18 protein-coding genes are annotated in these 22,527 nt (G+C 67.0%); 10 read left to right on the forward strand and 8 right to left on the reverse strand.

Annotated features, from left to right (window positions below; genetic code table 11):
* Window positions 1–39: 39 nt before the first annotated feature.
* Both CYJ10_RS02815 and CYJ10_RS02820 read left to right on the forward strand, forming a co-directional pair.
* A complete protein-coding gene (locus tag CYJ10_RS02815; RefSeq protein ID WP_101680025.1) occupies window positions 40–1,401 on the forward strand; it encodes an MFS transporter in 1,362 nt (453 codons plus the stop codon).
* A gap of 156 nt (window positions 1,402–1,557) precedes the next feature.
* Window positions 1,558–2,475: a glutamate/aspartate ABC transporter substrate-binding protein gene (locus CYJ10_RS02820; RefSeq protein WP_101680026.1), complete on the forward strand. Its 918-nt coding sequence runs from the start codon at window positions 1,558–1,560 to the stop codon at window positions 2,473–2,475.
* Between the two features lie 121 nt (window positions 2,476–2,596).
* Here the strand turns inward: CYJ10_RS02820 and CYJ10_RS02825 are convergent, their stop codons facing one another.
* Entirely contained in the window at window positions 2,597–3,493 is an 897-nt protein-coding gene (locus CYJ10_RS02825) for a MurR/RpiR family transcriptional regulator (RefSeq protein ID WP_101680027.1), read from the reverse strand.
* Window positions 3,494–3,680: 187 nt separating this feature from the next.
* Between CYJ10_RS02825 and CYJ10_RS02830 the strand changes: the two genes are divergently transcribed.
* The 4 genes from CYJ10_RS02830 (at window position 3,681) to CYJ10_RS02845 (ending at window position 8,432) form a co-directional block, all read left to right on the forward strand.
* The gene (locus CYJ10_RS02830; protein ID WP_101680028.1) at window positions 3,681–5,006 is read left to right on the forward strand and encodes an aspartate aminotransferase family protein; all 1,326 of its coding nucleotides are present in this window, start codon (window positions 3,681–3,683) and stop codon (window positions 5,004–5,006) included.
* Window positions 5,007–5,016: 10 nt separating this feature from the next.
* Window positions 5,017–5,862, forward strand: a complete 846-nt coding sequence (locus CYJ10_RS02835) for a BKACE family enzyme (protein ID WP_257992225.1) — start codon at window positions 5,017–5,019, stop codon at window positions 5,860–5,862.
* A gap of 81 nt (window positions 5,863–5,943) precedes the next feature.
* The gene (locus CYJ10_RS02840) at window positions 5,944–7,143 is read left to right on the forward strand and encodes a pyridoxal phosphate-dependent aminotransferase (protein ID WP_101680029.1); all 1,200 of its coding nucleotides are present in this window, start codon (window positions 5,944–5,946) and stop codon (window positions 7,141–7,143) included.
* Between the two features lie 120 nt (window positions 7,144–7,263).
* Window positions 7,264–8,432 (forward strand): IS3 family transposase gene (locus CYJ10_RS02845; RefSeq protein ID WP_101680030.1). Its coding sequence is split into 2 segments (ribosomal slippage): window positions 7,264–7,531 and window positions 7,531–8,432, totalling 1,170 coding nucleotides; the frame shifts between segments, so codons are not numbered across the junction.
* A gap of 319 nt (window positions 8,433–8,751) precedes the next feature.
* On the opposite strand, the gene CYJ10_RS02855 is transcribed toward CYJ10_RS02845, so the two are convergent.
* The 5 genes from CYJ10_RS02855 to CYJ10_RS02875 are packed head-to-tail and all read right to left on the reverse strand — an operon-like array spanning window position 8,752 to window position 14,125.
* Entirely contained in the window at window positions 8,752–10,227 is a 1,476-nt protein-coding gene (locus CYJ10_RS02855) for an efflux transporter outer membrane subunit (RefSeq protein WP_101680032.1), read from the reverse strand.
* Window positions 10,228–10,243: 16 nt separating this feature from the next.
* Window positions 10,244–11,422, reverse strand: coding sequence for an ABC transporter permease (locus CYJ10_RS02860; protein ID WP_180862826.1), 1,179 nt, complete (start codon window positions 11,420–11,422; stop codon window positions 10,244–10,246).
* On the reverse strand, window positions 11,419–12,462 hold the full coding sequence (locus CYJ10_RS02865) for an ABC transporter ATP-binding protein (protein WP_101680033.1): 1,044 nt from the start codon (window positions 12,460–12,462) through the stop codon (window positions 11,419–11,421). The genes CYJ10_RS02860 and CYJ10_RS02865 overlap by 4 nt, the downstream gene beginning before the upstream one ends.
* Entirely contained in the window at window positions 12,459–13,427 is a 969-nt protein-coding gene (locus CYJ10_RS02870) for an HlyD family secretion protein (protein ID WP_374703224.1), read from the reverse strand. Before CYJ10_RS02870 ends, CYJ10_RS02865 begins: the two co-directional genes overlap by 4 nt.
* Complete coding sequence (locus CYJ10_RS02875) at window positions 13,427–14,125, reverse strand: TetR/AcrR family transcriptional regulator (protein WP_101680035.1); 699 nt, start codon at window positions 14,123–14,125, stop codon at window positions 13,427–13,429. The genes CYJ10_RS02870 and CYJ10_RS02875 overlap by 1 nt, the downstream gene beginning before the upstream one ends.
* A gap of 263 nt (window positions 14,126–14,388) precedes the next feature.
* Here CYJ10_RS02875 and CYJ10_RS02880 point away from each other — a divergent pair, with 263 nt between their 5' ends.
* Window positions 14,389–15,828, forward strand: coding sequence for a carbohydrate porin (locus CYJ10_RS02880; protein WP_257992239.1), 1,440 nt, complete (start codon window positions 14,389–14,391; stop codon window positions 15,826–15,828).
* 25 nt (window positions 15,829–15,853) lie between these two features.
* Here the strand turns inward: CYJ10_RS02880 and queF are convergent, their stop codons facing one another.
* Window positions 15,854–16,687, reverse strand: a complete 834-nt coding sequence (gene queF, locus CYJ10_RS02885; protein WP_101680036.1) for an NADPH-dependent 7-cyano-7-deazaguanine reductase QueF — start codon at window positions 16,685–16,687, stop codon at window positions 15,854–15,856.
* A gap of 8 nt (window positions 16,688–16,695) precedes the next feature.
* Window positions 16,696–18,231, reverse strand: a complete 1,536-nt coding sequence (gene ilvA / locus CYJ10_RS02890) for a threonine ammonia-lyase, biosynthetic (protein ID WP_101680399.1) — start codon at window positions 18,229–18,231, stop codon at window positions 16,696–16,698.
* 189 nt (window positions 18,232–18,420) lie between these two features.
* Here ilvA and otsB point away from each other — a divergent pair, with 189 nt between their 5' ends.
* The 3 genes from otsB to CYJ10_RS02905 are packed head-to-tail and all read left to right on the forward strand — an operon-like array spanning window position 18,421 to window position 22,509.
* Window positions 18,421–19,221 (forward strand): trehalose-phosphatase, encoded by an 801-nt coding sequence (gene otsB, locus CYJ10_RS02895; RefSeq protein WP_101680037.1) that lies wholly within the window; start codon window positions 18,421–18,423, stop codon window positions 19,219–19,221.
* Entirely contained in the window at window positions 19,218–21,083 is a 1,866-nt protein-coding gene (locus CYJ10_RS02900) for a glycoside hydrolase family 15 protein (protein WP_374703214.1), read from the forward strand. The genes otsB and CYJ10_RS02900 overlap by 4 nt, the downstream gene beginning before the upstream one ends.
* Window positions 21,084–21,114: 31 nt before the next feature.
* Entirely contained in the window at window positions 21,115–22,509 is a 1,395-nt protein-coding gene (locus CYJ10_RS02905; RefSeq protein ID WP_101680038.1) for an alpha,alpha-trehalose-phosphate synthase (UDP-forming), read from the forward strand.
* Window positions 22,510–22,527: the final 18 nt, after the last annotated feature.

The raw sequence follows: 22,527 nt of genomic DNA on the forward strand, positions 1-22,527 counted from the left end.
GGCGACTCGCGCCTGCTACCCCCGAATCCGGAGACAACCATGCACACCCAGAGCCTGGGCGCCGCCCCCGCATTGCCTGAAATCTTGTCCGAACCGTTGCCACACAGCCTGCCGCTGCCGCAGGAAGACGCGCTGTACCGCAAGGTCTGGCTGCGCATCATCCCGTTCCTGTTCGTCTGCTACGTGGTGTCGTTCCTGGACCGCATCAACATCGGCTTCGCGCAGTTGCAGATGAAACAGGACCTGGGCTTCAGCGACGCCATGTACGGCCTGGGCGCCGCCGTGTTCTACGTGGGCTACGTGCTCTGCGAGGTGCCCAGCAACATGCTGCTGGCCCGCTTCGGGGCGCGGCGCACGTTCACGCGCATCATGGTGCTGTGGGGCGTGGCGTCGGTCGGCATGATGCTGGTGTCGCAGCCGTCGCACTTCTACCTGCTGCGCTTCCTGCTGGGCGTGTTCGAGGCGGGCTTTTTCCCGGGCATCGTGCTCTACCTGACCTACTGGTTCCCGGCGCGCCGCCGTGCCGCGGTGATGGCGATCTTCTTTGCCGGCGTGGCCGTGGCCGGGGTGCTGGGCGGGCTGGTATCGGGCTGGATCATGCGTGACATGGCCGGCGTGATGGGCATGCACGGCTGGCAATGGATGTTCGCCATCGAAGGCGCGCCGGCCGTGCTGCTGGGGCTGGTGGCGGCGTTCTGCCTGGTCGACGGCCCGCGTCAGGCGCGCTGGCTGACGCCGGACGAGCAGGACTACCTGGTAGCGCAACACGCGGCCGAGTCGCAGGGCAGCAGCGGCCACGCCCATTCGCTGCAGGCGCTGGGCCAGGCGTTGCGCAATCCGCGCGTGTACCTGTTCGCATTCATCTACTTTGCGTTGACGTGCGGTTCGCTGACGCTGTCGTTCTGGATGCCGCTGATGATCCGGGACTTCGGCATCCGCGACGTGATGGCCGTCAGCCTGTACTCGGTCATTCCGAACGCGATCGGCGCGGTGGGGCTGATCCTGATCGCACGCCGGTCCGACCGGCTGGGCGAGCGCCACGGGCACTTCCTGTGCTGCACCGCCGGCGGCGCGCTGGCGCTGGCGGCGCTGACGCTGCACGTGCCGAGCCTGGCGGTGTCGCTGGCGATGCTGTCGGTGGCGGCCGTCCTGATCTTTGCCGCCCTGCCGATCTTCTGGTCGCTGCCACCCAGCCACCTGCCGGCCCAGACCGCCGCCACGGGCATCGCGTTCATTTCCAGCATCGGCATCACCAGCGGCATCGTCAGCCCGTGGGTGATTGGCCAGATCAAGACCCACACGGGCAGCATGGACAACGCGCTGTACCTGCTGGCGGGTCTGCTGCTGGCGAGCGGGCTGGCCATGTGGAAGGGGGTTCCACGCACCCCGTCGGCGCACTGACCCCTTTGCCGCGCCGCCGCATTTCCCCAAAGCCGGGCGCCGCATGCCCGACTTCGGGGAGAATCCATTTGTTTCATGGTTATCCATGATGGAACACTTGTTGCTCAATGACTAGCATTGCAACAGCTGACGCTTTCATTCAACAGGAGTGTTTCCATGACCCAGTCCTTCCCGATCCGTGCCGCGGTGCTGCTGGCCGCATTCAGTGGCGCCGGTTCGGCGCTGGCCGCCGATGCCGCGGCGGTGGCCGCCAGCCCGACGCTCAGCAAGATCAAGTCGTCCAACACGATCTCGATCGGACACCGCACGTCATCGATCCCGTTTTCGTATTACGACGCCAACCAGAAGGTGATCGGGTTTGCCCAGGACATCTGCGACCGCGTGGTGGAGGCGGTCAAGAAGGAAGCCGGCTCGCAGAACCTGCAGGTGCGAATGGTCCCGGTGACATCGCAAAATCGCCAATCGCTGGTGCAGAACGGCACGGTGGACCTGGAATGCGGCGTCACGACCAACCTGAAATCGCGCCAGCAGCAGGTGGCGTTTTCGACCACGTACTTTGTGGCCGGCACCCGGCTGCTGGTCAAGAAGGGCAGTCCGATCCACGACTTCCCGGACCTGGCTGGCAAGAACGTGGTAACGAACGCGGGCACGACGTCGGAGCGCATCCTGCGTAAGCTCAACGACGAAAAGGGCGCCAACATGACGATTCAGAGCGCCAAGGACTACGGTGAATCGTTCCTGATCCTGCAGTCGGGCCGCGTGGCGGCATTCATGATGGACGACGTGCTGCTGTCTGGCGCCCGCACGCTGGCGCCCAAGCCCGACGACTGGGCCGTGGTGGGCACGCCGCAATCGTTCGAGGCCTACGGCTTCATGATGCGCCGCGACGATCCGGGCTTCAAGCAGGTGGTGGACAACGCCATGACCGGCCTGATGCGCAGCGGCGAGATCAACACGCTCTACGCCAAGTGGTTCCAGAAGCCGGTGCCGCCTAAGAACATCTCGTTCGACCTGCCGCAGAGCGAGCAGATCAAGAAGGCGTATGCGAACCCGAATGATGAGGCGTTCGAGTAAGCGTCGCTACCAAGACGATTCTGGCGTCGTTGCGCGGCCTTGCCGTACCACTTGTACTGTCTGCGGCCGCGCGCCTGGCCAGAACCGCTTCGCTTCGCCTTGCTGGCGCCTCCCAAAGCCGTTATGGCAAGTAAGCCCCCGTGCGATGCAGCTGCCCCTCGGTCTGCTCCAGCGCGCGGATCGCCCCCTTGCCCTTGCGGGCCAGCAGTTGCTCGACCAGCGCTTCCACCATCGTCACGCCCGATGTGATCGACGGGAAGAACGACGGGCTGTCGATGGCGAACAGCAGCGTGCAGTCGGCCTCCAGGGCAATCGGGGCCACGGTGCTGTCGGTCAGGGCGATGACCTTGCAGCCGGCCTCGCGCGCGGCCTGGGCCACGCGCAGGCTTTCCTGCGAGTAGGGCGCGAAGCCGGCCACCAGCACGGCGTCCTTGGCGTTGAGCGCGCGCAGTTCCATCTCCAGCGTGCCGGCGTCGCCGCGGATCAACCGCACCGAACTGCGGAACAGCCCGTAGATGTAGTGGAACGTGAACGCAATCGGAAAGCATGAGCGGAAGCCGGCCACATGCACGATGGGCGCGGCGGCCAGCAGGTCTGCGGCGCGGGGCAGGGTGTCGGCGTTGTTGGCCAGCAGGGCGTCGAGGTTGTGGTGCTGGACTTCGATCATCTCGGCCAGCATCTTGCCCGGGCCGCTGGTCTTGTCCGAGTCCTTGACCACCTTGCGCGCCCGGCGCGCGTACGGCTGGCTGCCGCCTTCGCGCACGGCCGTCACGAACAGCTCGCGCAGCCCCTGCCAGCCCTCGAATCCCAGCGACTGCGACAGGCGCACCAGCGTCGCCGGCTGCACCCCCGCATTGGCGGCCACCTTGCGCATCGACTGGATGGCGATGTCGCGCGGATGGTCCAGCAGATAGCGCGCGCCGCCCTGGAACTGGACGCTGAGATTCGGAAATTCCGCGCGCAGTTGGTCGAGCAGGGCGTCGAGCGATTCGGGAGGGTTCGGCTGGTCGGCGGACATCGATGTGATGAAAAAGCGGGATTTGCAACGATTGTTGCATAGGTCGCCTGCCGGTGTCGGCGGAATTGCGGGAATCGTATGTTTCGTTGATGCTATTCGATGAAACAGTTGTTGCGTAGGCGGTATGTTGTTCCTATACTGACTACCTGTTTCGCGCCCCACGCGCTTTCCTGCACGCCGACCGACCATGACGCACGTCTTTCATCGCAATCCCAAGCAAACCTTGCCCGTCGCCGTTGGCGGCAAGGGTATCGAGCTGTTCGACAGCAACGGCCGCGCCTATCTGGACGCCTCGGGTGGCGCGGCGGTGTCGTGCCTGGGGCACGGCCATCCGCGCGTGATCGAGGCGATCAAGTCGCAGGTGGATACGCTGGCCTATGCGCACACGTCGTTCTTCACCACCGAAGTGTCCGAGACGCTGGCGCAAACGCTGGCCGATGCCGCGCCTGGCGACCTGAACCACGTGTACTTCGTGTCGGGTGGTTCCGAGGCGGTGGAAGCCGCGCTGAAGCTGGCGCGGCAGTACTTCGTCGAGATTGGCCAGACGCAGCGCCGGCATTTCATCGCGCGCCGGCAGAGCTATCACGGCAACACGCTGGGCGCGCTGGCCATTGGCGGCAACGCCTGGCGCCGGGAGCCGTTCCTGCCGCTGCTGGTGCCCGCGCATCACGTGTCGCCGTGCTATGCCTATCGCGACCAGGCGGCCGGCGAGACCGACGTGCAATACGCGCAGCGCCTGGCCGACGAGCTGGAGGCCAAGATCCTGGAACTGGGGCCCGATTCGGTGGCCGGTTTCGTGGCCGAGACCGTGGTCGGCGCCACGGCCGGCGCGGTGCCGCCGGTGGCGGACTATCTCAAGCGCATCCGCGCCGTGTGCGACAAGTACGGCGTGCTGCTGATCCTGGACGAAGTGATGTCCGGCATGGGCCGCACCGGCTACCTGTTCGCGTGCGAGGAAGACGGCGTGGTGCCCGACATCGTGACCATCGCCAAGGGCCTGGGTGCCGGCTATCAGCCGATTGGCGCGATGCTGTCCACCGCGCGCATCTACGAAGCCATCGTCGGCGGCAGCGGCTTCTTCCAGCACGGCCATACGTATATCGGGCACGCCACCGCGTGCGCCGCTGCGCTGGCCGTGCAGCGCACGATTGCCGAGGACAAGCTGCTCGACAACGTGCTGGCGCGTGGCGAGCAACTGCGCGCACGGCTGCGCGAGGCGCTGGGTGACCATCCGAATCTTGGTGACGTGCGGGGCCGCGGCCTGTTCGTCGGCGTCGAGTTCGTGGCCGACCGCGCCACCAAGGCCACGTTCGATCCGGCCAGGAAGACCCACGCCGTGCTCAAGCGCACCTGCATGGAGAATGGCCTGCTGGTCTACCCGATGGGTGGCACCGTCGATGGCATCCACGGCGACCACGTGCTGTTTGCGCCGCCGTTCATCTGCACGCCGGCCGATATCGACAACATCGTCGACCGCTTCGTGCAGTCGGTGAACACTGTGCTGCCGGCCTGAGGAACGACGCATGACGATCGATACCCTGCGCCGTCCCTTCTCCCTGGCCGTGGCGCCCAACGGCGCGCGCAAGACCCACGCCGACCACGCGCGGCTGCCCATCGCCCCCGACGAGCTGGCCCAGTGCGCGCGTGACTGCGTGGAAGCCGGCGCGGCGATGATCCACCTGCACGTGCGCAAGGCCGACGCCACGCACAGTCTCGAAGTGGCCGACTACGAGCCGGCCATCGCGGCCGTGCGCCAGGCGGTTGGCCAGAACCTGGTGCTGCAACTGACCACCGAAGCGGTGGGCATCTGCCAGCCGGCCCAGCAGATCGCCATGGTGCAGGCGCTGCGTCCGGAGGCCGCGTCGGTGGCGGTGCGCGAACTGGTGCCCGACGATGCGGCGCTGCCAGCGGCAGAAGCCTTCTTCCAGTGGATGCATCGCGAGCACGTGGTGGCGCAGTACATCCTCTACGACGCCAACGATGTGCGCCGCTATGCCGCGCTGCGGGGGAGCGGGGCGATTCCCGAAGGCCGCCACTGGGTGCTGTTCGTGCTGGGCCGCTACTCGGCTGGCCAGAAGTCGTCGCCCACGGACCTGCTGCCGTTCCTGGCCGCGTGGCACGACATGGGGCTGGACCAGAGCGGCGTCGAATGGGCGGTCTGCGCCTTCGGCAAGCAGGAAGCCGATTGCGCGGCCGCGGCCGTGATGCTGGGCGGGCACGCGCGCATCGGCTTCGAGAACAACATGACGCTGCCCGATGGCACCACGGCGCCCGATAACGCCGGCCTGCTGCGTGCCGTGCGCACGCCGCTGAACAGCCTCGGCTATGCGGCGATGACGGCCGACGACCTGCGGGCGCGCTTCGCGTAATCCCCCAGTCATTCGTCCCGGCAGGGCCGGCGGGATTCCGGTACGCTAGGCGCTTCATCCGTTTCCACGCCAGGAGTGCCGATGTCCGCCAGCCCGTCCCGCCTGCCTTCTCCCCCTGAAGCCGCGCCGCTGGCGCGGGACATCGTCCATGGCCTGCGCGCCTCGCGCATCCGCGAGGTGGCTAACGCCGGCATCGGCCTGCCGGATGTCATGCCGTTCTGGTTTGGCGAATCCGACCAGGTCACGCCAGCCTTCATCCGCGACGCCGCCGCCCAGGCGCTGGCCAGCGGCGCCACGTTCTACACGCACAACCTTGGGATCGCGCCGCTGCGGGCCGCGCTGTCCGACTACGTGACGCGGCTGCACGGCGCCACGCCGGTCGACAACATCGCCGTGACCAGCGCAGGCGTCAACGCGCTGATGCTGGCCGCGCAGCTGGTGGCCGGCCCCGGCGACCGCGTGGTCTGCGTCACGCCGCTCTGGCCCAACCTGGTGGAAATTCCGCGCATCCTCGGCGCCACCGTGGAAACGGTATCGCTCGATTTTGGCGACGAAGGCTGGACGCTCGACACTGACCGCCTGCTGCGTGCCCTGACCCCCGGCACGCGGGCGGTGATGATCAATTCGCCGAACAACCCCACGGGCTGGGTCATGCCGCGCGCCCAGCAGCAGGCCGTACTGGACCACTGCCGCCGCCACGGCATCTGGATCATCGCCGACGAAGTCTACGAACGGCTCTACTACGGCAGCGAGGGCGGCAACGCGCCATCCTTCCTCGATATCGCCAGCCGCGACGAGCGCGTGATCGCGGTGAACTCGTTCTCCAAGGCCTGGCTGATGACGGGCTGGCGGCTGGGCTGGATGGTGCTGCCCGCGTCGCTGATGGACGACCTGGGCAAGCTGATCGAATACAACACCTCGTGCGCGCCGTCGTTCGTGCAGGAGGCCGGCATCGTGGCCGTGCAGCAGGGCGAGGCGTTTACGCAAGACCTGGTGCAGCGGCTGCGCACGTCGCGCGATCATCTGGTGGGCGCGCTTTCCAGCCTGCCGGGGGTGGAAGCCCACGCGCCCGATGGCGCCATGTACGTGTTCTTCCGGCTGGCAGGCGCCACCGACAGCCTGGCGCTCTGCAAGCGCCTGGTGCGCGAGGCCCACCTTGGGCTGGCCCCCGGCAGCGCGTTCGGCGACGAGGGCGAGGGCTTCGTCAGGTGGTGCTACGCATGCGACGTGGCGCGGCTGGATGAAGGAGTGAGGCGGTTGAGGGGATATCTGCGCTCATAGCACTTGATGCGCTTGCCCTCTCCCCCAGCCCCTCTCCCGCAGGCGGGAGAGGGGTGTAGTGGTCCAATTTCCTCAGACAGGTCGATAGGTGGAAAATCACGATCGACGAGGAAAGACGACATGACAAAGCAACGCCGCAAGTTTGACGCTGCCTTCAAGCTGGAGGTAGTCCGGATGATCCGGGATCAGGGCCTATCGGTCGCCGAGGTTTGCCACACGATGGCGATTGGCGAGACCGCCTTACGGCGCTGGCTGGTCCAATACGACCTTGAAGTGGCTGGCGGCAAGGGAGTGGGCAAGCCGCTGACGCCTGAGCAGCAGCGCATCCGCCAGCTCGAAGAGGAAAACCGCCGACTGAAGGAGGACAACCTGATCCTAAAAAAGGCATCGGCCTTCTTCGCCCGCGAACTCAAGTGATCTATCGAGTGGTTAGCGGATTGCAGAAGGAGGCGATCTCCATCAGTCGGGCATGCCGGGTACTGGGCGTGAGCCGGGCGGGGTATTACGCGGCCGGGCGAGAGCCTGCCACCAAGGAGAAGGCCTTGCGGCAGGCGGTGTATGTGCGGGCGGCGTTCGAGGCCAGCGGACGTACCTACGGCAGCCGGCGCGTGGCGCAGGATTTGGACAAGCAGGGGGTGAAGATCGGGCGCTATCGGGCCCGCACGCTGATGCGCCAGGAGAATCTGCACCCGGTGTGGAAGCGCAAGTTCGTGGCGACGACTGACAGCCGGCATGGGAGGCCGGTGGCGCCGAACGTGCTGAGCAGGCAGTTCAGGCCCGCACAGCCCAACCGGGCCTGGGTGTCGGACATCACGTATGTGCGCACGGGGGAAGGCTGGTTGTATCTGGCGGTGGTGTTGGACCTGTATTCGCGCAAGGTAGTGGGCTGGGCCAGCGCAGCGGCCATGCCCGCCGCGCTGGTGGCGTCGGCCTTGAAGATGGCCATCCTGCAGCGCAATCCGGCGCCCGGACTGATTGTGCATTCGGACCGCGGCAGCCAGTATGCAAGCGAGGAGTACCAGGGATTGCTGGCGCGCCACGGCCTGGTTTGCAGCATGAGCCGGGCCGGCGATTGCTGGGATAACGCTGTAGCCGAACGCTTCTTCCTGAACCTGAAGATGGAGCGCGTCTGGCAGAGGCGGTACGTCGACCGGGCGGAAGCCCGGCGCGACATCACGCAGTACATCGTGGGCTTCTACAACCCGGTGCGCTTGCATTCGACACTGGGCTACACGTCGCCAACAGACTACGAGGACAAGTTCCAACAGACCACCCTAATACCTGTCTGAAAAAACTTGACCACTACAGGGAGCGACCCAGCAGCCCTTGTCATGCGCTTGGTGTTCTCCGCGCCCCGCAAGAGGGGAGAGACCCAGCACCCCTTGCCACTCCGCGCCTCGCAAGAGGGGAGCGACCCAGCAGCCCTTGTCATGCGCTTGGTGTTCTCCGCGCCCCGCAAGAGGGGAGAGACCCAGCACCCCTTGCCACTCCGCGCCTCGCAAGAGGGGAGCGATCCGGCAGCCTTTGTCATGCGCTTGGTGTTCTCCCCTCTCCCGCGGGCGGGAGAGGGGCGGGGGAGAGGGTAGACGTTTCCGATGCCGACATCCTCTATTTCAAGCTTCCCACCGTCGCCTCCTCACCCCACCACCCCCCTCCCAGTGCCTGCATCAGCGCTGCCGAATCGGCCAGTCTTGCGGCGCGGGCCTGCGACAGGTCGAGCGTGGCCTGGCGGGCCTGGCGTTCGGCGTCGATGACCGTGAACTGGCTCACGCCGCCCAGCCGGTATTGCTCGTTGACGATGGCCAGCGTGTCGCGCGTTTGCGTGGCGTTGTCGGCGCGGGCCTGGAGCGTGCCGGCGTCGGCGTCGAGGGCGCGCAGCGTGTCGGCCACGTTCTGCAGGCCCTGCAGCACGGCCTGCTGGTAGGCACCCAGCGACTGTTCGTACGCCGCTTCCTTGGCGCGCTTCTGCGCGCGTAGCTCGCCGCCGTGGAACACGGGCTGCACCACGCCGGCGGCGAGGCTCCAGACATTCATGCTGCTGAACAGGTCGCGGGCGCGCATCTGCTGGGTGCCGCCGCTGGCCGTCAGCGTGATCTGCGGGTAGAGGTTGGCCGTGGCCACGCCGATGTCGGCGGATGCCTGGTGCAGCAGCGCCTCGGCCGCGCGGATATCGGGGCGGCGGCGCGCCAGTTCGGCGGGCAGGCTGACCGGCAGGGTCTCGGGCAGGTGCAGGTCTTCGAGCCGGAACTCGGGCAGTTGCGCGCTGCCCGGGGTCTGTCCCGTGTAGACGGCCAGCTGGTGGCGCGCGGCATCAAGCTGTTGCGACAGCCCCGGCACCAGCGCCTGCGTCTGCGCCAGTTCGGACTGCTGCCGCTGCACGTCCACGCGGGCCACGCCGCCGGCCTTCAGCCGCTGTTGCATGATGCCAAGCTGGCGCTGCTGCGCTTCGGCGATGGCCACCGTATCGGCAAGTTGCGCGCGCAGCCCGGCCTCGCGGATCGCCGTAGTGGCCACGTTCGCGGCCAGCGACAGGCGGGCCGCCTCAAGCTCGTAGCGCTGGTAATCCACGGCGGCGCGCAGGCCTTCGAGTTCGCGCCGTTGCCCGCCGAACAGGTCCAGCGCGTAGGACACCTGCACGCTGGCGTTGTAGAGCGTGAACGGCCCTGGGCTCGGAAACTGCGTGATGCCGACGGAGGTCAGGTCCACCTGCTGGCGCGTGGTGTTCAGTTTGGCATCGACCTGCGGAAACTGGGTGGCGCCGGTGCGCGCGGCCAGGTTCTCCTGGGCTTCGCGCAGGCGGGCGCGCGCCTGGGTCAGCGTGGGGCTGCTGGCCAGTGCGATGCGTACCGTTTCATCGAGTTGCGGATTGCCGAACAGCGTCCACCATTGGGCGGGCACGTCGCCGGCCTGCAGCGTTTGCGTGGGATAGCCCGCAGCCGGCATCTGCAGCGGCTGCGGGCCGGCCGTGTAGCGCGCGTCGGTGGGGGCGTCGGGGGTGCGGAAATCGGGGCCGACCGCGCAACCGGCAACCAGCAGCGCGGAAAGCGCGGCGACCGAAGCGAGCAGGGTGGGGAACGTACGCATGGCGGGGCTCCGCGTGTCAGTCGAGCGTGCGCTTGTAGAAGCGAACGGCGATGCCCATGACGATGACCGTGAACAGCGCCACGGGCCAGACGTTGGGCCAGAGTTCGGTCCAGCCGCTGCCCTTGAGCATGATGCTGCGGACCATCCGGTTGAAATAGGTCATCGGCAGCACGTTGCCGATCCACTGTGCCCACGTCGGCATGCCGGCGAACGGGAACATGAAGCCGGACAGCAGGATGTTCGGCAGGAAGTAGAAGAACGTCAGTTGCACCGCCTGCAGCTGATTGCTGGCCAGCGACGACAGCGTGATGCCCACCGTCAGGTTGGCCGCGATGAACAGCAGCGTGGCCAGGTACACCGCCAGCACCGAGCCCAGGAACGGCACGGAGAACACATAGTGCGCGGCCAGCACGATGATGGTGGCCTGGATCAGGCCGATGAAGATGTACGGGACGATCTTGCCCGAGATGACCTCGACGGGCTGCACCGGCGTGGCCAGCAGGTTTTCCATCGTGCCGCGCTCGCGTTCGCGCGTCATGGCCAGGCCCGTCATCATGACCATCGTCATCGTCAGGATGGTGCCCATCAACCCAGGCACGATGTTGTACTGCGTGATGCCTTCCGGGTTGTACAGGCGATGCACGTTCACGTCGAAGGCCGGTTTGCCGCCGGCCAGCGGCGCCAGCGCACCCTTGAGGTCGATGCGCGCGACGGTGTCCGGCAACTGCGACAGCGCCGCGATGGCCTGGCCCGTGGCCGACGGGTCGGTGGCATCGGCTTCCACCAGGATCTGGGGACGGTCGCCATGCAGCAGCCGCCGCGAGAAGTCGTGCGGGATGTTGACCACGAACTGCACGTCGCCCCGCAGCAGCGCCTCGCGGCCCGCGGCCTCGTCGGGCATCGTGCGCACCACGCGGAAGTACGTGGAGTTTTCCATCGCCGCGATGAACGTGCGCGAGAAGTCGCTGTGCTCCGCGACGATCACCGCCGTGGGCATGTGGCGCGGATCGCTGTTGATGGCGAAGCCGAACAGCAGCAACTGCACGATGGGCAGGGCCACGATCATGCCGAACGTGATGCGGTCGCGGCGCAGTTGCAGGAATTCCTTCAGCACGATGCTCCACCAGCGCTGCAGCGAGAAAGCAGTGTGCGGCGAGCGCCTGGTCGCGCGCGAGGGCTGGCGCGCGGCGCTCATGACGACTCCTTGCGGCCGTGCGCGGCCTTCTTCGGCGGCGGGGCGGCCATGTTGTCCTGCGCGCCGCCCATCATGTGGATGAACACGTCTTCGAGGCTGGTCTCGGTCTGCACGAGGCGGTGGTCGGCGCCAGCATATTGCCGGAGCGTCTGCTCCAGTTGCGCGGCGTCCTTGCCGGTCACGTGCAGCGCGGTGCCGAATGCCACGGTCTGGTCCACGCCGGGCTTGCCCTGCAGCTGCGCGGACAGTTCGGCCAGGTTGTCACCCTCGACGCTCCAGGTGCTCAGGTGCTGGCTGGCCACGACTTCATCGGACGTGCCCTGGGCCAGCAGCTTGCCGTAGGCGATATAGGCGAGCTTGTGGCAGCGCTCGGCCTCGTCCATGTAGTGCGTGCTGACCAGCACCGAAATGCCGCGCGCGGCCAGTTGGTGAAGCTGTTCCCAGAAGTCGCGGCGCGCCTTGGGGTCGACGCCGGCGGTGGGTTCGTCGAGCAGCAGCAGTTGCGGCTCGTGCAGCAGGCACGCGGCCAGCGCCAGCCGCTGCTTCCAGCCGCCGGACAGCGAGCCGGCCAGCTGCTCGGCGCGCGACTGCAGGCCCAGGTCTTCCAGCGCGCGCGCCACCACGTCCTTGCGGTTGGGCATGTCGTAGACGCGGGCGACGAAATCGAGGTTCTCGCGGATCGACAGGTCTTCCCAGTACGAGAACCGCTGCGTCATGTAGCCGACGTTGCGCTTGATGTCGGCCGCCTGCTTGAGGATGTCGTAGCCCAGGCAGGTGCCGGAGCCGGAGTCCGGCGTCAGCAGGCCGCACATCATGCGGATCGACGTGGTCTTGCCGCTGCCGTTCGGCCCCAGGAAGCCGAAGATCTCGCCGCGGGCCACCTGCATGGTCAGGTTGTTGACCACGTGCTTGTCGCCGAAATGCTTGTTGAGATCGTGTACGTCGATGACGAGTTCGCCGTTGCGGTGGCCATTGCCATGGCCATTGCCGTCGTTGGCTGCCTTGCCGTTGCCAAGTCCGCCGGTGGCCTGCGTGTTCATGATTGCGTCACCTCCACCGGCTGGCCGGGACGCAGCTTCGGCGCGTCGGCGGCGCTGGGGCGGGCCTCGATCAGGAACACGAGCTTGCGGCGGGTTTCGTTGCTGTAGATGACGGGCGGCGTGTACTCGGCCTCGTTCGATACATAGGTGACCTTGGCGGCCACGGGCGCCGCGCAGCCATCGCAATGGATGGTGATGGCCTGGCCGTTCTTCAGCGACCCGACCACGGCCTCGGGCACGTAGAAGCGCACCTTGACGTTGCCGGGCGGCAGCATGCGCACCACGGCGCTGCCCGCGGGCACCCATTCGCCGGGGCGGAACGGCACGTCGTAGACCAGTCCGGACACCGTGGCATTGACCGACTTGCGCGACAGCTTCCACTCGGCTTGCGCCAGCGCGGCGCGAGCGGCATCGATCTGCGCGCTTTGCGCGGCCAGCTGGTCCTTGCGGCCGGGCAGCCGGGCCACGTCGATATCGCGCTGCAGTTCGCGCACGCGGGCGGCGTCGGCGTCGGCCGTGGCGCGGCTTTCGTCGAGCTGCGCCTTCGAGATGCCGCCGATGTCGAACTGCGCCTCGTCGCGCTTGCGCTGGGCGGCACTGCGTCCGGCCTGTGCCTGGGCCTGTACCAGTTGCGCCTGGTTGACGGCCACTTCCACGGGGCGCTTGCCGGTCTGGATGTCGGCCAGCTGGGCCTCGGCCACGCGCACCTGTTCGGCGGCCTGCTGGCGTGCGGCGCGTTCGTCGTCGGATTCCAGCACGAACAATGGCGCGCCGCTGCTGACCTGCTGGCCGCGATCGACCGACAGCGTTTCGAGGCGGCCGGCGAACGGCGAGGCCACGGCGACGAACTCGCCTTCCACATAGCCCTGCCAGGTCGAGGGCTTGTCATGGCTGCAGGCGGCGAGCATCGGCAGGGACATGGCGGCCAGCAGCAGGGGCCAGGTGCGGTTCGGGATGGGAAGCATCATGCGGGCTCCGGGATACCGGGTTCAGGGCGGGCGTTGGACGGCACGGACAGCCCGTGGCCCAGCAGAGCGGTGACGTGGCGCACCAGCGTGTCGGTGTCGATGTCGGCGGCGCCGGGCAGGGCGCGCCAGATATGCGTGGTGGCCAGCGGCAGCAGCGTCAGGCCGATCAGCGACACCATGACCAGCGCCGGCTCCAGGCCAGGATTGAGCTGCCCCTGCGCATGGGCGGCCGCCAGGGGGCTGGCGATCAGATGCGCGCGTTGCAGGGCCACCCGCTGCAGCAGGCGCTCGCGCAACTGGCCTTCCGTGCCGACGATCTCGCGTATCCACAGGCCCGGGAACCACGGCGTGGCCGACGCCGTGCGGATCAACTGCTCCGCCAGCGCCTGGATACGGGCGACGGGGTCAGACGGGCCGGCTTGCAGGGTGCCGAATACGTGCTCGATCAGGGGCTGGACCCGTTCCTCGAAGATGGCGTCGAGCAGCGCGTCGCGGTCGCGAAAGTAGTAATGCACCAGGGCGGGCGTGACGCCGGCTTCGGCGGCGATGGCCTTGGTCGAGGTGGCCGCTACGCCATGGCTGGCGAACAGCGTGACGGCGGCATCGATCAGGCGATCGCGCTGGCCAGCGTCGGCAGCCTGCGCGGCAGGGCGGCCGGGGCGGCGCGGGGAATCGGTCGGCGGGCGGTTGGGCATCGAAACCAGTCCGGGGAAGACATCGGAGAGTCGTCTGGGAGCCAAAAAACGGCAGGGCTCCGGTCAATATTAATTTTCGGATTAATTAATACAAGGACGGTTACAACGTCGGCTTTGCGCCACCGCAAAGCGTTGATAAAACAAGCGTTGGCGGAATGCTGCGTCGCAGCAAAACAAGGTAGACATGTCATGTGGGCTTGGCTATGCTCGCGCCTGTCAAGAAGGGTGCCCGTAGGTGGTGCATCCGCATCCCGGGTTTTCCTATGCAGCGTTTCCGTTTCCTGGCCGCCGTGTTGCAGCCGCGCCCGCGCTTTGTCCGTCAGCTTGCCGCCTGGATGGTGGCGAGTACGGCCTTGCCGTGGGCGGCGCACGCGCAGGAAACGACGCCCGCGGACGCCCTGACCGCTCCCGCCGCTCCGACCGTCACCGCGCCGGCAGCCAGCGTGCCGCTTGTGAACGATATGGAGAGCCCGTTCGCATTTCACGGGCAGACCACCTACATCTGGCAGCGTAAGCCCGCGTTCAGCGCGCCGTATTCGGGCGAGAACAGCCTGACGCCCGATCGTGCCAAGAGCTACTCGTTCACGGCCACGTTCGACCTGGGACTGCGGCTGTGGAAGGGCGCCGAATTCCACCTCAACCCCGAGGTGGCGCAGGGCGTGCCGTTTTCCGACCTGCACGGCATGGGCGGCCTGTCGAACGGCGAACTGGCCAAGACGGCCAGCACGACCCCGAAGGTCTATCGCGCGCGCGCCTTTATCCGGCAGTACTGGGGCCTGGGCGGCGGCGATGAGACGCTGGAATCCGATTTCAACCAGTTCGCGCGCACGGTGGACAAGCAGCGCCTGGTGCTGACCGCCGGCAACTTCGGCGTGATCGACGTGTTCGACCAGAACCCGTATGGCTCCGACCCCCGCACGCAGTTCATGAACTGGTCGTTCATGACGCACGGCTCGTGGGACTATCCCGCCGATTCGCGCGGCTATAACTGGGGCGCGGCGCTCGAATACGTCGGCGATGGCTGGTCGGCGCGTGTGGGCCATTTCCTGCAGCCGATCGAATCGAACGGGCGCGAGCTGGACACCCGGCTGTTCGAGCACTACGGCCAGATGCTGGAGCTGGAAAAGCGCTACACCATCGCGGAACGGCCCGGCCAGGCGCGCCTGCTGCTATGGCGGAACAAGGCGCGCATGGGGGCGTTCAACGACGCCATCGCCTTCGGCCAGGCCAACGGCGTGACGCCCGATGTGGCCGATGTGCGGCGCGAGCACAGCAAGTGGGGCGTGGGGCTGGCCTTCCTGCAGGAAGTGGCCGACGACGCCGGCGTGTTCCTGCGTGCCAACTGGTCCGACGACAAGACCGAAACCTATGCCTTCACCGAAATCGGCCGGCAGGTGTCGGCGGGTGGCACGATGAAGGGCGCGAAATGGGGCCGCCCCAAGGACGAGGTGGGTCTGGCCGTGGCCGTGAACATGCTGGGATCGGGGCACCGCAACTACCTGGCCGCCGGCGGCCTGGGGGCCTTCCTGGGCGATGGCGCGTTGCGCTACGGGCCGGAGCAGATCGTCGAGATCTACTACAGCGTGGCGGTGTGGAAGACGCTGACGCTGAGCCCGGACTTCCAGTACGTGCGAAACCCGGGCTACAACCGCGACCGCGGACCGGCCAAGTTCATCGGCATCCGCGCCCACGCGGAGTTCTGATGAACCGGCCCGGCCGGCGGCAGTGTTACTGCCGCGCGTTGCGCCGGTTGTCCGGCCACGGCGTGTTGAAGTTGGTGCGGAACGGGTTGATGTCCAGCCCGCCACGGCGCGTGTAGCGCGCGTAGACGGCCAGCTTCACCGGCTTGCACATGCGCATCACGTCGGTAAAGATCCGCTCCACGCACTGCTCGTGGAACTCGTTGTGGTTGCGGAACGAGATCAGGTACTTGAGCAGCCCTTCCTGGTCGATCGGTGCGCCCACGTAGCGGATCTGCACGCTGCCCCAGTCGGGCTGCCCGGTCACCAGGCAGTTCGACTTCAGCAGGTGCGACACCAGCGATTCCTCCACCGGCGATTCATCCTGGTCGGCCTTGAGCAGCGTCGGATCGGGTTCGTAGACGTCGGTCTCGATGTCCAGGCGATCAAGCAGCAGGCCGTCCAGTTCGCCCATCTTCTGCGTGCCAAGATCCGATTCGGTCACCAGCCGCACCTGCACCGTGCCGCCCGTGGCTTCGGACAGGTCGTGATGCAGCAGCTGCTGCAGCGCCTCGGCCGACGCGATCTTGCTCTGGTTGAACGAATTCAGGTACAGCTTGAACGACTTCGATTCGACGATGTTCGGCGTATCGGCCGGAATGATGAACGTGGCCAGCGCCACTTGCGGCTTGCCCTTCAGGTTCAGCCACGACACCTCGTAGGCATTCCAGATATCGACACCGAAGAACGGCAGGGCCTTGCCTTCCGGCAGGCCGATCTCCGTGCGCTTGGGCTGGCGCGGGATAGGGAACAGCAGCGTCGGGTCGTATTCGGTCTTGTAGGCCGAGGGCTTGCCCAGCGGCGAGTGCTCAGGAAGCGTCATGGTCGGTCTCAGGACAGGAACAGCTTGTAGACGGGGTTGTCGGTCTCATCCCAGTGTACGTAGCCGAGCGTGGAAAGGAACGTGCGGAATTCGCGCTTTTCGTTCTTGGGGACCTGGATGCCGACCAGGATGTTCGACGTGTCCGCGCCCTGGTTCCGGTAGTGGAACAGGCTGATGTTCCAGTTCGGGCTCATGCTCGACAGGAACCGCATCAGGGCGCCGGGACGCTCCGGAAACTCGAAGCGGTACAGCAGTTCGTCGTGCGCCAGCGGCGAATGGCCGCCCACCATGTAGCGGATGTGCTGCTTGGCCAGTTCGTCGTTGGACAGGTCCAGCGTGTCAAAGCCATGGCGGCGGAAGTTGGCGGCCATCTTGTCGCTTTCCGCGCGGCTGGCGATCTGCAGGCCCACGAAGATGTGCGCCACGCCGGTGTCGGCGATGCGGTAGTTGAACTCGGTCACGCTGCGGGTGCCGACCTGTTCGCAGAAGCGCTTGAAGCTGCCGCGTTCCTCGGGGATGGTGACCGCGAAGATGGCCTCGCGGGCCTCGCCCACTTCGGCACGCTCGGCCACGAAGCGCAGGCGGTCGAAGTTCATGTTGGCGCCGCAGGCAATGGCCACCAGGTGCTGGCTCTTGAGCTTTTCGCGCTCGGCATAGGCCTTCAGGCCGGCCACGGCCAGCGCGCCGGCCGGCTCCAGGATGCTGCGCGTGTCCTGGAACACATCCTTCAGGCCCGCGCAGATGGCATCGGTATCCACCAGGATGATCTCGTCCACCAGTTCGCGCGTGATGCGGAAGGTCTCCTTGCCCACCAGCTTCACTGCGGTGCCGTCCGAGAACAGGCCCACGTCCTTCAGCTCCACGCGCTTGCCGGCGTCCACCGAACGCTTCATCGCGTCGGAATCGAACGTCTGCACGCCGATCACCTTGATGTCGGGGCGCACGGCCTTCACGTAGCTGGCAATGCCCGAAATCAGGCCGCCGCCGCCGATGGCCACGAAGATCGCGTGGATCGGGCCCGGGTGCTGGCGCAGGATCTCCATGGCGATGGTGCCCTGGCCGGCGATGACGTCGGGGTCGTCGAACGGGTGGATGAACGTGAGCTTGTGCTTCTTTTCCAGTTCGGCCGCGTGCAGGTAGGCATCGCTGTACGAATCGCCATGCAGCACGATCTGCACCCATTCGCCGCCGCGCTCGCGCACGGCGTCGATCTTCACCTGCGGCGTGGTGGTCGGCATGCAGATCATGGCCTTGCACTGCAGCCGGGCGGCGGACAGGGCCACGCCCTGGGCATGGTTGCCGGCCGAAGCGGCGATCACGCCGCGCTTGAGTTCCTCGGGCCGCAGCGACGCCATCTTGTTGTACGCCCCGCGCAACTTGAACGAAAACACCGGCTGGGTGTCTTCGCGCTTGAACCAGACCGCGTTGTTCGTGCGTGCCGACAGCGCGGGGGCGTAGGTCAGTTCGGTCTCCTGTGCCACGTCGTAGACCTTGGCGGTCAGGATCTTCTTCAAATAATCGGGCTTGGCGGGGGTGCGGGTCATGGTCTGCGAGCGCCACGCTTGGCCGTGGCAAAAAAAGCCGGAAAAATCGGCGGAAACCGCCAATGATAATGGATGGCGCACTTGCGGGCCCCGGCTTCGCATGGGAGCGCCCCGCGTGCCGCAAGGGCCACTGTTGTAGGACAGCGCCCGGTGGACGCTCGGCAAATCGGCGTGCTACGGTTTCACGCGATGCCCCCCCTACCTCTCATCGAACCCAACACCGCGCTGTTCCTGGACTTCGACGGGACGCTGGCCGATCTTGCGCCGCGCCCCGACCTGGTGCAGGTGGAGCCCCAGCTGGTCGGCACGCTGCGTGCGCTGCACACCTGCCTGGACGGCGCGCTGGCCATCGTCTCGGGTCGTCCCGTGGACGAACTCGACTATTTCCTGCAACCGTTGCGATTGCCGGCCGCCGGCGTGCACGGCGCGGAATTCCGCCACGGCGCCGAGAGCATCGTGCGGCCACCCGCGCCGGGCATCGGTCCGTTGCTGCCGAAGCTCGAAGCGCTGGTGCTCAAGCACCCCGGCCTGCAGCTGGAGCGCAAGTCGGTGGCCGTGGCCATCCACTATCGCCAGGTGCCTGAACTGGAGCCGCTGGTGCGCGCCGCCGTGGCCGATGTGCTGCGCGATGCGGTCGGGCTCGACGCGCTACCCGGCAAGATGGTCATCGAGATCAAGCCGGCCGGCGTGGACAAGGGCGGGGCGATTGCCACGTTTATGCGCTCGGCGCCCTTTGCCGGCCGCATGCCGCTGTTTGCCGGTGACGACGTGACCGACGAGGCCGGCTTTACGGTGGTCCGCGAACTGGGCGGCGTGGGCCTGCTGGTGGGCCAGCGTGCCACGGCCGCGTCGGTCAGCGTGCCGGCGCCCGCCGTCCTGCGCGAATGGCTGCATCGCTCCGCACACGCGCTTACCCATCTGATGGCGCGCCGCGAAGACCCGTCCGATCCCCTTTCACCCCCATCACCTGCAAGGGAGAAACCGTTGTGAGTGACCCTGCCAACCTCAACCCCGCCATCGCCACCGAGGCGCCGGCGGTCAACACGGATTCGGACAGCTCCTGCCGCCAGGCCGATCCGTCGCTGTCGCTCGGCATGATCGGCAACTGCGCGTTTTCGGCGCTGGTCGACGGGCGTGGCCGCATCGTCTGGTGCTGCATGCCGCGCTTCGACGGCGACCCGGTCTTCAATGCGCTGCTCGATACCGGCGAGAACGCCGGCCACTTCAATATCGAGATCGAGGACTTCCAGGAAGCCACGCAGTGGTACGAGCCGAATACGGCCGTGCTGCGCACGCGGCTGATCGACCAGCATGGCAGCTGCCTGGAGATCACCGATTTCTGCCCGCGCTTCTTCCGGCTGGGCCGCTACTTCCGTCCGTTGACGCTGGTGCGGCGCATCCGGCCGATCCGGGGCGCGCCGCGCGTGCGTGTGACGGTGGCGCCCCGCTTCAACTGGGGCCGCACCAAGCCGCAGGTCACGCGCGGCAGCAGCCACGCGCGTTTTGTCAGCGACGACATGACGCTGCGCCTGACCACCGACGCGCCGCTGGCCTACGTGCTGTCGAATACGCCCTTCCTAGTCACGCGCGGCTACAACTTCATCCTCGGACCCGACGAAACGCTCACGCACGGTGTGGACGACACCGCCCGCGACTTCGAGCAGGAAACGACCTCGTACTGGCGCCTCTGGAGCCGCCGGCTGGCCGTGCCGCGCGAATGGCAGGACGCCGTGATCCGTGCCGCCATCACGCTGAAGATGTCGCTGTACGAGGAAACGGGTGCCATCGTGGCCGCGATGACCACCAGCATCCCCGAGGCGCCCGGCAGCGGCCGGAACTGGGATTACCGCTTCTGTTGGCTGCGCGACGCGTTCTTCGTGGTGCGTGCGCTGAACAGCCTGTCTGAAGTCGGCACGATGGAAGACTACCTGCGCTGGCTGTCCAACGTGGTGATGCAGTCGCAGGACGGACATATCCAGCCGCTTTACGGCATCGGGCTCGAACGAGAACTGCCGGAAAGCATGCTCGATCATCTGAGCGGCTATCGCGGCATGGGGCCGGTGCGCGTGGGCAACCAGGCGCAGGAGCACTTCCAGCACGATGTCTATGGCAACGTGGTGCTGGCCGCCGCGCAAGCCTTTCACGACCACCGGCTGCTCTATCGCGGCGGCCCCGCCGAGTTCCGCCGGCTGGAAGACGTGGGCGAGCAGGCCGTACGCGTGTTCGGCACGCCCGACGCGGGCATGTGGGAACTGCGCACACGCGCACGCATCCACACGTCGTCGGCGCTGATGAGCTGGGTGGCGTGCGACCGCCTGGCCAAGATCGCGGAGAAGCTCGAACAGCCCGCGCGTGCCGCCTACTGGCATGACCATGCCGACCACATGAAGCAGCGCATCCTGGACGAATCGTGGAATGAAAGCCGCCAGGCGTTTGCGGAGAGCTTCGGCGGCAAGGAACTCGACGCCAGCGTGCTGCTGATGGCCGAAGTCAACTTCATCGACCCGAAAGACCCGCGCTTCGTTTCCACGGTCAAGGCGCTGGAAGCGTCGCTGTGCGACGGGCCGTACATGCGGCGCTACGAGGCGCCCGACGACTTCGGCAAGCCGGAAACCGCCTTCAACATCTGCACCTTCTGGCGCATCGACGCGCTGGCGCGCATCGGGCGGCGCGAGGAGGCGCGGGAAATCTTCGAGGCCATGCTGGCCGCACGCAATCCGCTGGGATTGCTGTCGGAAGACACCCACCCGATCACCGGAGAGATGTGGGGCAACTTCCCGCAGACCTATTCGATGGTCGGCCTGATCAACGGTGCCATGCGGCTGTCGGCACCCTGGGACACCGTGATCTGAAGAAAGGATTGGCAACAACAACAAGCGAGATATGGGCAGACTAGTAGCGGTATCGAACCGGGTCGCGGACCCCCGCAACCACGCGGCGGGCGGGCTGGCTGTGGCGCTTTCCGAGGCGCTCAACAAGACGGGCGGCCTCTGGTTCGGCTGGAGCGGCAAGGTGGTGGAAACCGCGCAGGGCGGCACGCCCGGCGAAGGCGAAGTGCACCAGGTGCAGGCGGGCAACGTGACGCTGGCCACCGTGGACCTGTGCCGTGAGGATCATGACGCGTACTACCTGGGCTACAGCAACGGCGTACTCTGGCCGGTGCTGCACTACCGTGTGGACCTGGCGGACTTCGACGCCGGCGGCAGCCTCAATGCCTACCGCCGCGTGAACCAGCTGTTCGCGCGCAAGCTGGCGCCGCTGCTGAAGCCCGACGACGTGATCTGGATCCACGACTACCACCTGATCCCGCTGGCGGCCGAACTGCGCGCCATTGGCTGCGGCCAGCGCATCGGGTTCTTCCTGCACGTGCCGCTGCCGCCACCGCTGATCCTGGCCGCCATCCCACAGCACGAATGGCTGATGCGCGCGCTGTTTGCCTATGACCTGCTCGGCTTCCAGAGCCAGGCTGACCTGGACCATTTCTCGCGCTACGTGCAGGGCGAGGCCGGGGCGGAGCCGATGGGCGAGTACCGCTTCCGCGCGTTCCACCGCACCGTGCGTGCGCAGGCGTTCCCGATCGGCATCGATGTCGACGAATTTGCCGAACTGGGACGCGGCGACGAGGCCGTGGAAACCTACGAGATGATGCGCGGCCAGTATGCGCGCCGCCGGCTGCTGCTGGGCATCGACCGGCTCGACTATTCAAAGGGCCTGCCGCAGCGGCTCAAGGCGTACCAGACCCTGCTGGCCGAGTACCCCGAGAACCGGTCGAGCGCCACGCTGGTCCAGATTGCCGCGCCGTCGCGCGAATCGGTGGATGCCTATGCCGACCTGCGCCGCGAGATGGAAGGCATCACCGGAGCCATCAACGGGGAATACGGCGAGCTGGACTGGATGCCGGTGCGCTACATCCATCGGTCCACGTCGCGCCGGCGCCTGCCGGGCCTGTGCCGCGCCAGTTGCGTGGCGCTGGTCACCCCGTTGCGCGATGGCATGAATCTGGTGGCCAAGGAATACATCGCCGCGCAGGACCCCGACGATCCCGGCGTGCTGGTGCTGTCGCGCTTTGCCGGCGCGGCCGAGCAGCTGAAGGAAGCGCTGCTGGTGAACCCCTATGACACCCGCGCCACGGCGCAGGCGATCCAGCAGGCGCTGCACATGCCGCTGTCGGAACGCCGCGCCCGGCACCAGAAACTGCTGGAACGCATTCGCCAGCAGGACGTGCACTGGTGGAGCAGCGAGTACCTGCGCGCGCTGATGGAGACAGAGGGGGGCTGATGGCTTGAGATGCTGAGG

This window comes from Cupriavidus pauculus (genome assembly GCF_002858765.1).
Taxonomy (GTDB): domain Bacteria; phylum Pseudomonadota; class Gammaproteobacteria; order Burkholderiales; family Burkholderiaceae; genus Cupriavidus; species Cupriavidus pauculus_B.